This is a genomic window from Clostridium sulfidigenes (assembly GCF_052067195.1).
GTDB lineage: Bacteria > Bacillota > Clostridia > Clostridiales > Clostridiaceae > Clostridium_J > Clostridium_J sulfidigenes.
On sequence record NZ_JBQHQR010000006.1, the window covers coordinates 235,774 to 251,597 of the forward strand.

Here is a 15,824-nt window from a genome sequence, read left to right on the forward strand (position 1 = left end):
AAAAAATAAATAAGCAAAAGGATGCAGTAATTCTAAACTGCATCCTTTTTTTAGATGAAAATTTGGATAATCATAGTAAAATGTCATCTCTGGCTTAACAGCATAGTCATTTATTGTGAAACTAAATATGACAGAGTCTTAATAAAAGGTTTTGATTACCTTATAAGTTAAATGTTGTGTAATAGCTGGTGTAAGAATGTTATAATATATTTAGTAAATATTTTTCATGGTGAAGGGCAGGGTGTCTATGGGAAATACTAAGGATTTTGATAAGGTTTATAAATATTATGATAAGTTTATGGCTATTTTTAACTTATATAAGATTAGAGATATAGAAGATGCAGCCAGTATTAATGAGGATGAAGTGGTTGTAGATATAGGGGGAGGCACTGGCTTTTTGGCTAATCATATTTGTAATAGCTGTAACACTGTATATGTCCTTGATGAAAGTGAGAAGATGCTTTCAAGAGTAGAGGAAAGAGGCAATGTTAAAGTTATAAAAGGTAATGCTTTAAGTACGCCATTTCACAGCGGTTCTATAGATACAGTTATAATGAGTGATGTTTTTCATCATATCAAAGAACAAGAGGAGCTCATTGCTGAAATAAGTAGGATACTAAAGGATAGTGGAAAAATAGTTATTATGGATTTCCATAAAAATCATATAAGAACCAGGTTGTTAAGATTATTTGAATTTATTCTCTTTGGAAGATTGTTTTTTAGAACTAAAGATGAAATTAAGGTTTTGCTTGAAGAACATTTTCATATAAGTAAAGTTTATGATAAGGGCTATTATTTTATATTTGTAGGTGAGAAAATATGATAAATAAAATGGTATTTTACTTAAAGGTTGGCTATAAACTCTTTAAAAAAGAAGTTGTAAGCAATGAAGATTATAGAGCAGAGTACGATAAAGTTTCTCATACCTATAATCATTGGCTCAAAGAAATGGGAACACATTCTGATAATATTATTCATTCAAAGTATATAGATCCAAATAAGGAATTGAAAATACTAGATTTTGCTTGTGGAACAGGATATATAACTAAGGGTCTTTTAGATAAATCTGAAAAGTATAAAATCACAGCTGTAGACCAATCAAGTAAAATGCTTGAGAAGTTAAACACTGTTAATAAGGAGAAGGTTACTATTATTAATAGTGATGGTATTGAATTTTTGAAAAAGTCTAATGAAAAATTTGATGTGATATTTTTTGGTTGGGCACTTTCTTATTTCAATCATCATGAATTATTTAAGCTCTTTAATAATGCTTTAAAACCCCAGGGTATATTAGCTATAATTACAAATGTTCATGGAACTTTAGATAAGATAGAGGAAATATTTCTAGAAGTAATGAGAGAGAAGGAAAAGGAAGTAATTAAACCTATGGATATAAGATTAAATTTACCAAAGGGGAAGAAAGGTTTAGTTAAATGGTGCAGGCAGTACGATTTTAAGGTTTTAGAAGCAGATGAAGGTGAAGTGTTTTTTAGATTTAAGGAGCCAGAGGAACTTATGGAGTGGTTAAATATAACTGGTGCATTGGCAGGCACTAAGAAGATATTTAATAATTATAATGAAGTTGAACCTCTTATAGTGGAAAAAATAAAGAAAGAGAAATATAAAAATGAAGCTTATGAAATAAATCATAAATTTGCCTATGGAGTATTTAGAAAGGAATAGAAATGTATGAGCATAAATAATTTAAAAATCATGTCTCAAATGGCTATTGATAAAAATGTTATAAGGAGTATATTTGACATTTATAATATTTTAAGGGAAGATAAACAGTTTAATCTATTAAAATATATAAAAATGATGAAAAGTTTTATAAAGGGTGAAAAGCTAGTGAAGCATGAGGACAAGTATATACTGAGTACATTTTTACCACCCTTTCCATCTAAGTCCTTTGTACAAAATGTACTAGCAGTTCATGAGCCTAAAAACATATTTACAAAGCAAATCTATGCAGAGAGAACTGCACCTATTTCTATGTATTTATGTATAACACATAAATGTCCTAATAATTGTGTTTATTGTAGTGCAAAAAGTAGACAATTAGGAGAAGAGTTAACAAAGGAACAATGGATTAAGGTTATACAGGAGCTTCAAGAAATGTGCACTCCTATTATTGGAATTACAGGAGGAGAGCCCATGGCACGTGAAGATATATTTGATATAGTAAGAAGTATAGATAATAGAAGTACATCTATTCTATTTACCAGTGGTTTTAATCTAAGCTATGAAAAAGCAAAAAAGTTAAAGGATAGTGGTCTATTTGGCATTGGAATAAGTTTAGATTCTTATGAAAAAGATGTACACAATAAAAATAGAAATAATGAAAATGCCTTTGATTATGCTATTGAAGCCCTTAGAAATGCAAATAAAGCAGGGTTATATGTAATGGCACAAACTGTTATAATGAAAGAAAATCTTGATGAGGAAGAGTTATTTAAGTTATTTAAATTTGCTAAGGATAATGGGGCCCATGAAGTTAAGATACTTGAACCTATCCTAAGTGGCAATCTTTTAACAGAAAAACAATTAAGTAATGTAATGTATAGTGAAAGTGATAGAGAAAAGCTTATAAAATTGCAACATAAGGCAAATAAAATAAGTGATTTACCTAAGATAAGTACCTTTGCTTATACAGAAAGTGAATTAAAATTTGGTTGTGGAGCAGGAAATCAACATTCCTATATAAGTGCTTCGGGAGAATTATATCCCTGTGATTTTGTGCCTATGAACTTTGGAAATGTAAAAGAAGAATCTATAAAAAAACTATGGATTGAAATGAAAAATCATATAGGCAAGCCTAAAGTTGGATGCTTTGCTCAAAAAGTAAATAGGGAAGTATTTAAGCAATCAGAAGGGATACTTCCACTTAGTAAGGAAAAGGCAATAAATATCTGTAATAAGAATAAAAGTGATAGATATCCTAAATATTATAGGGATTTGCAGTAAGGAAATTAAAGGGGCTTTTGAAAAGCACCTTTTCTGTATTATTTTAAGATTATAATTGGCTAAAAGACAATTCATAAATAAAAAAGATTCTATATTAAATATAGAATCTTTTTATGGTTGCGGGAGCAGGACTTGAACCTACGACCTTCGGGTTATGAGCCCGACGAGCTGCCAACTGCTCCATCCCGCGATATTAAGTTCTTAAGAGATTTCCTTAAGCTTCTTACTCAGTATAGTATTAATAGTGAGATAAGTCAATGGTATTAGCAAAAGAAATATTATATTTTTACGTGTATAATTTAATGAAGATATTTCATTAAGATTTATACATCTAAATAGACATATTTAAAGGGGAGAAGGGCATGTTAGATTCATTAATAAAATCATTATTTATATTAGTACCATTGATGTTAAGTATGATAGTTTACCATAACTTTGATAAGGAATATGTCATAACTGATAAAATTAGTGCAAAAATAAAAATGGACAAGAAATGGCAACCTTTTTTAGTAGTATGTTCTGCTTTTGTATTGCAGATAATTATTGGAATTATAGGTATATATTTGATAGATATTCCTACTAATGTATTCTACATATTTAGTGGTTTGATAACGGGGATAGCAACTGGGTTTTCAAATAAACTTCAAAATCAAATTAAAGACAAAGAAATATAAAATAATTAAAATTTATATAAGTGTACCATATGAAGTGTTAAGAGATACATTGAGTAACTTCAATGAGCTACTATTAGTATATAGCTTGTTGGAAAAATTAAATTAATATGGATGTTAATAGATATAAGTCAGTTAAAACGTGCTATAATAGGGAGGTTTTTAAATAAAAAGAGGCTTAAACGTATCTATAATATTAATGGATATGCTTAGTCCTCTAGGAATTATTTATATAAAAAAACTTTTAGGTTATCTTTATTGTCTAAGGTGGCAAGTAGAACGTTTTTTATATAAGTCTTTTTTTAATCCTTTATATATAATTTCTCCGTCTTTGATAATTGTGATTGGTTTATGAGAAATAAACTATGATTTAGAATGTAGCGTTCAGATGTTTAATATATAACTAAAAAGGAGATACCATCTTTAAGGGGTATCTCTTTTTATGTTAGATTAGTTATGTTTAACTATAATATGTAATATTATATAAGTATAGGATTATTTATTACAATATTTAAAAGAGGAGATGTATAATATGAATATTCCTGTTTGGGAATATGTACTTTCCATGGGAACTTATTTTATTTTACTTTTATTCATGATTGAATATATGAGGAAACATCACAAATTTGCAGCTATCTTCTGGGTTGCATCTTTATTTACTTTTCCACTTTGGCTTATGGGAGGCATAAATGGTTGGTTTCGTTGGGCAAAAACATTCAGTGCTATATTGCCACTTATAATAGGTGGATTTTTCCGTGTAGCTGATCAAGAAAAATATAAAGGAAAGTTCTGGGACTTTATGAGAAAGGATTGGATTGTTTGGTTCATTTATGCGGTACTATTCTTAAATATTGCCGAAGCTACCATAAAAGATGTTACTTTAAAAAACTATGGCAATGCGCTTTGTGGATTATTATTATGTTTTACTATTCCATTCCCAAATGGACGAAAATTCTTTAAATTAAGTGCTGAAGATAATAGTATGTTTATAGCTTATACAACTATAGCTTGGAATTTATTATATACAACTTGGAATTTATGCTTTGTTTATGGTGAAACTGGTAAATACTTTGCTAGCTCTATATGCATATTATTGGCAGCAGAAATATATCCAATTATTAAAAGAAAACCTGAACTTTATATAGCAGCTCGTATATATACCTTATCTGCTCACGTATTAATTAGAGCTTGTTTACCTAACTTATTCCCAGCTGTAATGGATGCATCATCATGGTTTAATGCAGATATATTATATGGATGGGGAATATTTAACGGTATAATAATAATTCCTTATGCTTTCTGGTATATATGGCAACTACATTCAGGTAAGGCTGAAGTAAGCTTCATTAGAAGTAATACTTCAGCAATGTAGGTAGTAAGTCTATATTTATTTTCAGATACCTTAAATCAAATGATCTAAGCCATTAACTGCAGTTTGTTCATTCTCATTAATAGGAATAACTATGCATTTTTGACCATCAATTATTTGAGATTTTATTTGAGGTATCTTTTCAGGTTTTACTTGAAGTATAACGTCATAGTCAGGAGCATTCTTATTATCTTCTGAATTTATATCCAAATCTTTCTCTAAATTAGTTTCTAAAGTTTCTTCTAAAATTATATTATCTTCACTAACTTCTGTAGATGAGGGAGTTTCACTATCTACAGAAGTTTCTTGTTTAACTTCCTCCAGTTTAGTTTGAAGTATTTCTACTTGTTTTTGAAGGTGTTCTTCCTTCTTTCTTTGGGCATTTACCTTAAGTGCCTTTGGATCAATTAAATTTTCTGCTAAAGGAAGATCATCACCAAAGTTTTCTACATAGGATTCTTCAATCTTAGAAGTCACTTCTTCAGGAACTCCACTGTCTATTAAAAGGGTTTGTATATCCTTCTTTGTTAAGCTTATAGGTTCACAATCTGCATCATCATATATAGCATTGTATTCCTCTACCATAGCACTTAGATTTTCTTGTACTTCCATAAAAATTTTATCAGCCTTCTTTTCTTCAGTACTAAAAGAATCTTTAATAATTGACTCAAAGGTTTCTTTTTGCAAGGTAGCAGTTTGCTTTGAATAACAACCCAAGGCATTTTCCATTAATTCAGGATGGGTATCCTTTGCATTTTTTGTGTAATACATAATAGAGTTAACGTCTGAACTACGCTCGATAAAAGCAGGAAACACAAAGCCATTAGTTGGAGCATCAACTACCCAATCTCTAATACGTGCTTTTATTTTATTTTCTTCTTCAAAGTATCTAAGACCAGGCTCGGAAAGTGAAACAGGACATATTGCACATAACACATATTCATATACTTCTTCAGATTCATCTAACTTTGCATTATCAGTGGTTTTAGTAATAACATCATAAGCATCATGAAAAACAAGTATTATAAAATTACCGGTAAAATCATAATTATCAATAATTAAATTATAAAAATTATCAAGAAGGGCATCATCTTTTAATTGACTTTTTTTAAGTTGCATAAGAGAAATTTGTTTTTCATTCACATAGTCTTCATTAATTGGAAAATTAAGTTCTAAAATATTATTTCCAATGGTTCCAGATAGTACTTTTTTAGCAATTTCTAAGTACTTAAAGTATTCATCCTCATCTAAATTTAGAAAAGATTCTCTAAACTTTAAAATGATATTTTTTTCTCCATTAACATAGCAACCACACAACTTAGTGAAGGTGCAATGATCTTTTTTCAACCGTCTTTTTAACTCAAGTATATCTTTTTTTCTCATATATAAACTCCTTAATCTAGTATTTTTCTATTTGTAGGTATTATTAATCATAGGGAAAGGTATCTCTATATTCATTCCAATAAACAAAGTTCTTAGTATCAATATTTTCTATACTTAGAACTCCTTGTCCCTTAGGATAAATAAGTCCATGTAAGCCAAACCAAAGATTTGGACACTCACTTAAGTATAATATTTTTTTCATCTTAATTAAAGGGTTTATTAGGTAAAGTAAATACAGATGATATGAAAATAATAAGTATACCTATAATGTATATGGTATAATAAGGGTATGTTTCCATATAGAAGGTTAATAGAGAAACATTATTATTTACATTATCAGGAGTTATGGAGGTTAAAAATGGGGTTTAAAGATTTTATGAATAATCAGTGGCCAGATCAATGTATGGGATGTTCCATTGGAAAGAATGATATGGTGCCACCAGGTGGAATAATATATGATACAAAGAACTTTGTTCTTCATCAAGATCCAGATGTTCCACTTAGTGGATTTTTAATTGCGGCATCTAAAAATCACGTAAGATCTATTGCGGAGCTAACCTTAGAGGAGTCTACAGAACTTTTTGAGTTAGTTTACAAAACAAGAGTTGCAATGAAAAATATATGTGATATTAATGAGGTTACTATTATTCAAGAAGAACGATCAGGTCACTTACATTTATGGCTATTGCCAAGGTATCAATGGATGAATGATAAGTTTGGTAATTCTTTAAGTAATATAAGAGAAATAATGAGCTATATTAAAGAAAATCTTAAAACAGAAAATAATTTAGAAGAAGTTCTATTAGTAGCAGAAAAACTAAAACAGGATTTTACTAAATAAGTTATATATAAAGAATAGGATATTTTGAGGTAATATTTTAGTATTGAATAATAAGAATGGAGTGGTTATATGTCTAGAGCAAATGACAGAGATATAGTTAGGGGGCAGTATAATTCAGATAAGAATTTAAAAGTCAGACAAGCTTTACATGATGGTTTTAGTACAAATAAATATGGATGGTTTAATTGGGTATTTGATCAATATAGGTTTAAGCCCAATAATAAAGTTATTGAATTCGGCTGTGGGAATGGAAGCACATGGGCTAATAATAGAAATAGGATACCAAAGGATATCCAGGTGATTCTCACAGATTTGTCTGAAGGTATGTTGAGATCAGCAAAAGATAACCTTTTAGGAATTGATGAAGTATTTGATTATTCTGTTAGTGATATACAAAATATTGAATATGAAGATAGCTCATTTAATTGTGCCATTGCTAATCATATGCTTTACCATGTTCAAAATAGAGATTTAGCAATCAGTGAAATTGCACGTATACTTAAAGCAGAGGGAACTTTTTATGCTACTACCAATAGTCTTTATAATATGAAGGGCCTAAAAGCTTTAGTGAAAGGTTTTGATTCTCAGATTAATTATTCCTCCTTTTCTGTTGCAAAGGAATTTGGTATAGAAAATGGAGCAGAGCAGTTATCAAAGCATTTTGATTCTGTTGAAACTTTAGTGTATGAAGATTCCCTTCATATAACAGAAGCAAAGCCTTTAGTGGATTATGTTCTATCTTTAGAGGGACATGTAAACATACAGGATATAATGACGGAGAGCAAAATACAGGATTTTTATAGGTATCTGGAAGATATAATTTTAAGAGAAGGAAGTATTGATATACCTAAATCTAGTGGAATGTTTATAGCTAAGAACCCTAAGAAAGTGTTATAAAAGGAATAACTACTATATTTATACATGAACGCATGTGAATCGAGTTACATTTAAGTGATGCCCCAAATTTTATATTTGGATAGCAGAACTTACTCAGTGAATGCGTGTAAGGCGAGTTACAATTAAAACAAATAGGGTGTGTAATAAATTATGTTGAATTTCATAACTTACCACACACCTTATTATTTTATTCTTTTAATACATTAATAATTTTTCTAGATAATTTATAAGATTCACCTGCTCCAAAAACTATAATTATGTCTCCACCTTTAGCTTCATTAAGGAGTTTACTACATATTTTATCAGAGCTTTTTATATACTCAGCTTTATTTATATCTATTTCATTACATAGCATATCTAAATTAACTGGCTCTATGTTTTTATTTGCTTCTCGTCCTAAGAAGGGTTCGGTAATAATAACTCTATCTGCCTTTTTTAATGCTATAGCAAACTCATTAAAAAACAGCTTTGTTCTTGAAAGTTGATGTGGTTCAAAGACAGCGAAAACCTTTTTTCCTGGATAACTAAGTTTAATTGAATCTAAGGTAGTTGCTATTGCTGTAGGATGATGAGCAAAGTCATCAAAAATCTTAATATCATCAATATCTGCTACTAATTCTAGTCTTCTTCCGATTCCCTTAAAATTTTTAAATGAATTCTTTATTGCATCTATATCAACACCTAACTCTAGGGCAGTAATTAACACCCCTAAAGAGTTTTCAACGTTATGCTTACCGATAAGTCCAAGGTTAAAATTATATTTTTTATCTCCATTTACTACTTTAAAGGATGAGTATTCAGGGGTATTTGAAGTCAATTCTGCTTTATACTCCATGTAAAAAGGAAATTCAAGCTTATTATCTATATAATATCCAATAACTTTTACTCCTTCTTCATTTAGCCAATGTCTTAACTCACATAATATTTCTCTAATAGCTGTACTATCTTCATTAACAACTAAAATTTTTGAACCTTTAAGTCTTTTTATAAAGTTCTTAAAAGAATCCTTAACATGATTTATATCCTTGAAAAACTCTGGATGATCCATTTCCACATTGTTTATTACAGCTATTGAAGGACTATAATTTAAAAAATTATTATTGAATTCATCAGCTTCACATACAAAGTAATCTGACTTTCCTAACCTGTATCCACCACCCCAGTTTTTAAAGGTTGTTCCGGCTTCAACAATTGGATCTAGACCACCATTTTCCAAAACAAGTCCCATTAAAATTGTAGTTGTAGATTTACCATGGGTACCTGCAATGGAAACAACAAACTTTTCATTTTGCACATATTTAGCTGAAAACTCCTGCCATGTCATTAAAATTCCTCTTTTTTTAGCTTCAAGTATTTCTGGATGATCCGGTGAAATATCTAAAATGGCAGGTGATATAGCTAAGATATCAATATCCTGTATATGGCTTGAATCATGACCTTTTAAGATATCTATATTATTTTGTAAAAGAGCATCTTTATAATATCCTGATATATTCAAGTCACATCCTGAAACATCAAACCCCATGTTCTTTGCAATAATTGCTATAGGTGCAGCACCACTTCCGCATATACCCATGAAATGCACTTTTATTTTATTTTCCAATATAATTCACTCCTATCATAATGTAATTTAGATTAAGAATATGTTTTAGAAAAGCCTTTGTTCTGCTATTTATTCAAAATAAAGTTGATTCACATTAAATTACAATTTCAAATTAATTATAACATGAATTTACTATTGTTTTCCAATCGGTGAAAAAGAAATGATTATAGACTTGTCACATGAAGCTCAAGAAGCCATTCAATTCAATTTTAAAGTAATGTATAATAAGAATTAAGTAAAAATTTGATAATATGTGAAAAATTAAGTTGTTTTTAAAATATAAATAAGAAGTTAAATTTAATGAATTTTTTCATCTTTGGCAAAGAACTAACAGAATATAATGTAATTAGTATGGACAAAACAAAGCACAGTAAGACGGGAATAAAATCCTTTGTTACTATATACTTTAATGGAGGTTAGAATTTTGGAAATAATTAAGGATATTAATAATGCAATTGAATATATTGAAGATAATTTGGGTTCAAATATAAGTATTGATGAAATAGCGAAGGTTGCATTTACATCACGTTACCATTTTCAAAGAATGTTTCATGCATTAACTGGGGTTACTTTAACAGAATATATTAGAAATCGTAGGCTAACACTTGCTGGTGAAGAGTTATCTTCTAAAGATGTAAAGATTATTGATGTAGCTGCTAAATATGGTTATGAAAGTCCAGATGCGTTTACTAAAGCTTTTCAAAGACTTCATGGTTCAACACCCTCTATGATAAAAAAGGGCAATACAAGACTTAAATCATTTCCAAAACTCTCATTTCAAATATCAATTAAAGGGGAATGCGAAATTAATTATAGAATAGTTAAACAAGATGAATTTAAATTTTTTGGAGTGGATTTTTTAACCACATTAATAGATAATGCATTATATAAAGAAATACCAGAATTTTGTGATAAAATTTGGAAGGATGGAACCCATCTTAAGATTAATGAATTTTTAGGATATTCTAAAATGAATATGCTTTATGGAATTCATTATGATTTTAAAGAAGATGGAAGTAGAAAATATATGATGGGGTGGAAAGTTCCTGATAAAGATATACCCAATGAATATAAAATGGTAAACATACCTTCATGTACATGGGCTGTTTTCGATGGCAGGGGAGATAACTTGAATACCCTTGCCATAGCAGATTTATGGAGGCTAATATATTCAGAATGGTTTCCATCATCAGGATTTGAACAAATAGAAGGATCATGTATAGAAAAGTATTTTTGGGATGATGATCAATATATTAATTATAGTTGTGAGTTATGGATTCCAGTAAAAAGAAAATAAAATGGGGGATAAAATGAGTATTGAAATAAAAAATCCAAAGGAAGATCAATATGGTAATAGTAAAGAAAATATTTTTTTAGCCTTTAGTGATGATGGAAGCTATTTGGGAAGTGCCTATACATATCCTAATATAAATTATCATCAGGCCCATGAAACACCATACCTTATTTTTATAGATATTGATATAGAATCTAATATGGACAAGCTTTTAAAAGATGAAGTTAAACAAAAATTATTTGATAAGGTATTCCTAAGGGCTAAAGAGCTTCATAAGGAAAGACCAGACTTAAAAGCAAGAATATATTCTGGATTTGAATATAACAATAAGAAGCTTGATTTCTATATTAAAAATGGTTTTGATGAAAACTACAGTATCATTATGGAAGCAGATATTGAAGAGAATCCTAAATATACATTCACAGAAGTGGAAGTAACTGAGATAAATTTAAGTTCTCAGAAGGAGCTTATGGAGTATAGTGCAATATACAATGAAATCTTTATATCACCCTTAGATGTAGATGCACTTTTAGAACAAAGTAAGGAAAAGCATTTTAAAAATCTATATTTTTTAGTTGATGGAAATATACAAGGTGGTTGTACAATCTTTGAAAATGATGGCTACGGCTATATTGAAACTTTATATGTTTTATCAGAAGCACGTGGCAAAGGGATATCAAAAATTATAGTTAAGTATATATTTAATTATTTCTTGTCAAAAAATTTAAATAAAACAAAGCTAGAAGTATGGGAACTTAATAAACGTGCTATAAATTTATATAAATCTTTTGGATATAATGAGGTTGAAAAGAACTTCATGTTTCCAGGTATAACTATTTAATTATGTAGAATAAATATAGGGAGGTTAAATGGAAAACACAAATTATAATAGTTAGGGTGAAGTGTATCTGTTGAGAAACAAAATAAATAAAAAGAAAAATTAGTATAGTGAGAAGAAATGATAAAAAGTGAGAAACTTCATATAAATGGAGTTTTTCACTTTTTACTATTTTTAAGCTAGAAAGTTTTAATATACTATCTCTACACTTTAATTATACCATATATAACAAAGTAATTATAGACTGGTAATTTAAGGTGCATGTGATAAAATAGCAATGTTAATTCTAAAATGCTAAAGCTTATTACAAGGAGGAGATATTTTGTCAATAAATAAATCTGAATGGCTAGTAGAAATGGAATGGTTAGAAAAGGTGCTTAGGGAGGTAAAAAAGCAATTAAAAGAAAAGCAAAACTCCAAAGATAATTTTAAAAAGGAAGCTATTGAAACCCAAAGAGAATTATGGGAAAATCTTGGGGCTGTTTCAGTAGAAAATGGTATGCAGCATATAGGAGATTTTATGCAGTTTATTAATACCATGAAAATTCAAAAGAGGAACCATGAGTTTGAAAGAAAGCTAGTTGATAAATATGAGAAGATGATTTCATCTCCTTATTTTGTGAGAATGGATTTTGAGGAAGAGGGAGAAGAAAAAGCTGAAAAGTATTATGTTGGAATTTCTAATTTAATTGATGAAGACTTTAATTTCCTTATATATGATTGGAGGGCACCAGTTTCTAGTATGTTTTATGATTATGAAATTGGAAGTGCTAATTATAAATGTCCTGATGGGATTATAAATGGCAAAATATCAATGAAAAGGCAATATAAAATTAGTGATGGCAAGATTGATTATATGTTTGACAGTAATATAAAAATAGATGATGAAGTATTACAAGATATATTAAGTAAAAGTAGCGATAATAAAATGAAAGCTATAGTGACTACAATTCAAAGAGAGCAAAACAAGGCAATTCGTAATGAAAAATATAAAAATTTAATTGTTCAGGGGCCTGCAGGGAGTGGAAAGACTTCCGTTGCCCTTCATAGGATTGCATATTTATTATATAAGCATCGTGATACCATAACATCTAAAAACATAGTAATATTTTCTCCAAATAATATTTTTAATGATTATATTTCTAATGTTTTACCTCAGCTTGGGGAAGAGAATATGCTTCAAACTACCTTTAAAGAATATATGCATAAAGTTCTAGAGGAGGTAGGAGATAAAGAAGATTATTGTGCAATGATGGAGACAATTTTTGGTGATAACAGTGAGCAGTCTTATGATATTAGGGTTAAAAGCTTGAAGTTTAAGTCATCTGCTGAGTTTGTTAATTTATTAAAGATATATATAAAGCACTTAGAAAAAGTAGGTAGAGATTTTAAAGATATTACTTTAAGAGGGAAAACTATAATTTCAGCAGTGGAAATACAGGAATTGTTTTACAAAGACTATAAGAGGCTTCCTCTTAAGAGAAGGTTAGAAAAGCTAAAGCAAAGAATTTTATATGTTATAGAACCTTATGAAAAAACATTAGTCAATAAAGTTATGAAAGAACTTGAAAACTCTGGTGAATATTTAGATAGGGATGAAATCGTTAAAGTAAGTAAATCCTTAGTAGATAGAGAAATTAAAACTATAATTAATGAGGTGAAAGAAAAAACTAAATTTGATTTGATGGAATGCTATAAGGCCTTTTATGAAGATTTAGAACACTTCTTAAAGATGGTAAATATTAAATATGATAATGAAAGTATTAGAGAAATTAAAAGATATACCCTAGAGAATTTAGGGGTTAAAAAGATAAATTATGAAGATCAAATAGCTTTATTATTTATAAAAGGAGCTGTAGGTGATATTCTAAAAACAGAAGAAGTGAAGTATGTAATTATTGATGAGGCTCAAGATTATTCACCATTACAGTATGAAATCTTTAATCAATTATTTAACAAAGCAAATAAAACAGTCCTTGGCGATATATCTCAATCCATTAATCCTTATATGAGTGTTGGAAGCTATAACAATGTTGTAAATATACTTAAACCTGAGGATACTTCTATAATAAATTTAACTAAAAGTTATAGATCTACAATGGAAATAACTAAATTTTCTCGAAAAATATTAAGTGATGAAATTCAAGATGAATACGTGGAAAGAAGTGGGGAGTGGCCCAAAATAACTGGTCTTTTAGAGGAAGAAGATATAAATGAAAGAATAGTGGAAGAGGTAAAAGTTCATAAGGGTGATGGGCATAATTCTATAGGAATAATAACAAAAAATGTTGATGAGGCACAGAGGGTTTACAATCATTTGAAGGATAGGATTAATATTAAAATGATTATAAGTGAGGATGATGAGTATGTTAATGATATTTTAGTTATTCCTGCATATCTTGCTAAGGGTTTGGAATTTGATGTGGTTATGATTTATAATGCCAGTGATTTAAGGTATAAGGATGAAGAGGATAGATTGCTACTTTATACAGCTTGTACAAGAGCCCTCCATGTTTTAGATATATTTTATTTAAGGAATGTATCATCATTATTAAAGTGAAAAGAAATAAGGTAGACTGAAAAAGTCTATCTTTTTTTATATGAAAATGTAATCAAAACTTGAATCTGAAATATTGTTAATTTTGTTGTATAGGGGAGATAACTAGGTTTATTTGTGTGGCAGGCAAATTTACAGAAGAGAATATTTTTAGACGATTAAGTATGGAAATTAATATTGCTAGAAAAAGCATTAGCTCTTTAAATACCATATTTTAAGCAAGGGTTAATTACAAAATATGTTATAATGAAAGGGGAAATTACTATAAGGTATTAGATAAATAGGAATTTAAGGGTAGTGGTTTTTCATAAATATATAGTAAAACAAATACAAATTGAATTAATTAAATATTTTATGGGAGATGAATATTATGACTGGAGATAATTTTAATGTTAATTTAAGCTTAAGTGAGGTAGCTGAATTATTAGACAAAGGAATAGTAAATGAAAGTATTACAGGTGAAAGGATAGATTATCATGCTGTAAATATTGATGATATTCATGCTATGATTGTAATAGTCTATGAAAAACATTTCTATAGAGCAGGGAACAGGCTTACATTAACAGTATGCATAAATAATGTTCATGATGTTACACATGTTCACTGCATAGGTGCTGGTGGTGGTGAAGGACTATTTAGATTTGACTGGGGAGCAAGTGATAAATTTACTAATTCTCCAAGAGAAATATTAAAAAATTATATAATATAAACAGTAATTGGGAGGTGTATTTGTGTCTAATTACTATGAACAAAGTTTAAATTCTACAAAATTGTTTAAGGTTTACGATACAAAATATCCAAGAATTAAGCGTTATTTAGGTGAAGAAATCAAATTTGTGGGTGAAAATTTACAGGGTAATGAGAAGGTGTTGGAGGTTGGAACAGGCTATGGCCGTATAATTAAGGAACTGGCACCTTTTGCATCAAAGCTTGTAGGTATCGATATTTCAAAATACTCTGTAGAACTTGGTAGGGATTATATAAAAGAAAGCCCTAAATGCAGTATTGAAGTTATGGATGCCCACAACCTTAAATTTGGTGAAGAATTTGATGTGGTATTATGTTTACAAAATGGTTTATCAGCTATGAAAGGATACCCTATGGATTTAATTAGACAATGTATGAAAGTGCTTGTTCCTGGAGGAAAGGCTTATTTTAGCACATACAGCCCTAAATTTTGGAATCATCGTATAGCCTGGTTCTATGAACAGGCGAAGAAGGGGCTGCTTGGAGAAATTGATTTGGAAAAAACTCATGATGGTATAATTGTGTGTAAGGATGGATTTGTTGCTAATACATTTTCTGAAGATGAACTTAAAAAGTTTGGTGAGGAATTCGGTAGTGATTATAGCATTGAAGAAGTAGATGAGTCCAGTCTATTTCTTATTATTAAAAAGTCCATAGGTT

15 protein-coding genes and 1 tRNA gene are annotated in these 15,824 nt (G+C 29.2%); 12 read left to right on the forward strand and 4 right to left on the reverse strand.

Annotated features, from left to right (window positions below; genetic code table 11):
- The first annotated feature begins 247 nt into the window (after positions 1 to 247).
- From ACTNBA_RS09540 to ACTNBA_RS09550, 3 genes are read left to right on the forward strand one after another with little or no spacing between them, the layout of a single operon-like run.
- Positions 248 to 823 carry a class I SAM-dependent methyltransferase gene (locus ACTNBA_RS09540; protein WP_346866866.1) on the forward strand — a complete coding sequence of 192 codons (576 nt, stop codon included), beginning with the start codon at positions 248 to 250 and terminating at the stop codon, positions 821 to 823.
- Entirely contained in the window at positions 820 to 1,683 is an 864-nt protein-coding gene (locus tag ACTNBA_RS09545; protein WP_441073665.1) for a methyltransferase domain-containing protein, read from the forward strand. Before ACTNBA_RS09540 ends, ACTNBA_RS09545 begins: the two co-directional genes overlap by 4 nt.
- Positions 1,684 to 1,689: 6 nt before the next feature.
- On the forward strand, positions 1,690 to 2,964 hold the full coding sequence (locus tag ACTNBA_RS09550) for a radical SAM/SPASM domain-containing protein (protein WP_150843700.1): 1,275 nt from the start codon (positions 1,690 to 1,692) through the stop codon (positions 2,962 to 2,964).
- Between the two features lie 114 nt (positions 2,965 to 3,078).
- Here ACTNBA_RS09550 and ACTNBA_RS09555 read toward each other — a convergent pair.
- Positions 3,079 to 3,154 (reverse strand) — tRNA-Met (locus ACTNBA_RS09555).
- Positions 3,155 to 3,326: 172 nt separating this feature from the next.
- Here ACTNBA_RS09555 and ACTNBA_RS09560 point away from each other — a divergent pair.
- Positions 3,327 to 3,638: a hypothetical protein gene (locus ACTNBA_RS09560; protein ID WP_150843701.1), complete on the forward strand. Its 312-nt coding sequence runs from the start codon at positions 3,327 to 3,329 to the stop codon at positions 3,636 to 3,638.
- Positions 3,639 to 4,167: 529 nt separating this feature from the next.
- Positions 4,168 to 5,007, forward strand: coding sequence for a hypothetical protein (locus ACTNBA_RS09565; protein ID WP_441073667.1), 840 nt, complete (start codon positions 4,168 to 4,170; stop codon positions 5,005 to 5,007).
- 30 nt (positions 5,008 to 5,037) lie between these two features.
- On the opposite strand, the gene ACTNBA_RS09570 is transcribed toward ACTNBA_RS09565, so the two are convergent.
- A complete protein-coding gene (locus tag ACTNBA_RS09570) occupies positions 5,038 to 6,387 on the reverse strand; it encodes a DUF4317 domain-containing protein (protein WP_441073669.1) in 1,350 nt (449 codons plus the stop codon).
- 43 nt (positions 6,388 to 6,430) lie between these two features.
- A complete protein-coding gene (locus ACTNBA_RS09575; protein WP_441073671.1) occupies positions 6,431 to 6,589 on the reverse strand; it encodes a hypothetical protein in 159 nt (52 codons plus the stop codon).
- A 156-nt stretch (positions 6,590 to 6,745) separates the two neighbouring features.
- Here ACTNBA_RS09575 and ACTNBA_RS09580 point away from each other — a divergent pair, with 156 nt between their 5' ends.
- Entirely contained in the window at positions 6,746 to 7,228 is a 483-nt protein-coding gene (locus tag ACTNBA_RS09580; protein WP_441073673.1) for an HIT family protein, read from the forward strand.
- Positions 7,229 to 7,297: 69 nt separating this feature from the next.
- Positions 7,298 to 8,125, forward strand: coding sequence for a class I SAM-dependent methyltransferase (locus ACTNBA_RS09585; RefSeq protein WP_051824265.1), 828 nt, complete (start codon positions 7,298 to 7,300; stop codon positions 8,123 to 8,125).
- Between the two features lie 187 nt (positions 8,126 to 8,312).
- Here the strand turns inward: ACTNBA_RS09585 and murC are convergent, their stop codons facing one another.
- Entirely contained in the window at positions 8,313 to 9,728 is a 1,416-nt protein-coding gene (gene murC / locus ACTNBA_RS09590) for a UDP-N-acetylmuramate--L-alanine ligase (protein WP_441073675.1), read from the reverse strand.
- Between the two features lie 424 nt (positions 9,729 to 10,152).
- On the opposite strand from murC, the gene ACTNBA_RS09595 reads away from it, so the two are divergent.
- From ACTNBA_RS09595 to ACTNBA_RS09615, 5 genes are all read left to right on the forward strand, one after another.
- Positions 10,153 to 11,025, forward strand: a complete 873-nt coding sequence (locus tag ACTNBA_RS09595; RefSeq protein ID WP_441073677.1) for an AraC family transcriptional regulator — start codon at positions 10,153 to 10,155, stop codon at positions 11,023 to 11,025.
- Between the two features lie 13 nt (positions 11,026 to 11,038).
- Positions 11,039 to 11,863, forward strand: coding sequence for a GNAT family N-acetyltransferase (locus tag ACTNBA_RS09600; protein WP_441073679.1), 825 nt, complete (start codon positions 11,039 to 11,041; stop codon positions 11,861 to 11,863).
- Between the two features lie 319 nt (positions 11,864 to 12,182).
- Entirely contained in the window at positions 12,183 to 14,420 is a 2,238-nt protein-coding gene (gene helD / locus ACTNBA_RS09605) for an RNA polymerase recycling motor HelD (protein ID WP_441073680.1), read from the forward strand.
- A gap of 367 nt (positions 14,421 to 14,787) precedes the next feature.
- Positions 14,788 to 15,126, forward strand: coding sequence for a DUF6054 family protein (locus ACTNBA_RS09610; protein ID WP_035135426.1), 339 nt, complete (start codon positions 14,788 to 14,790; stop codon positions 15,124 to 15,126).
- A gap of 22 nt (positions 15,127 to 15,148) precedes the next feature.
- The coding region (locus ACTNBA_RS09615; protein WP_441073682.1) for a class I SAM-dependent methyltransferase at positions 15,149 to 15,824 on the forward strand (676 nt) is incomplete at its 3' end.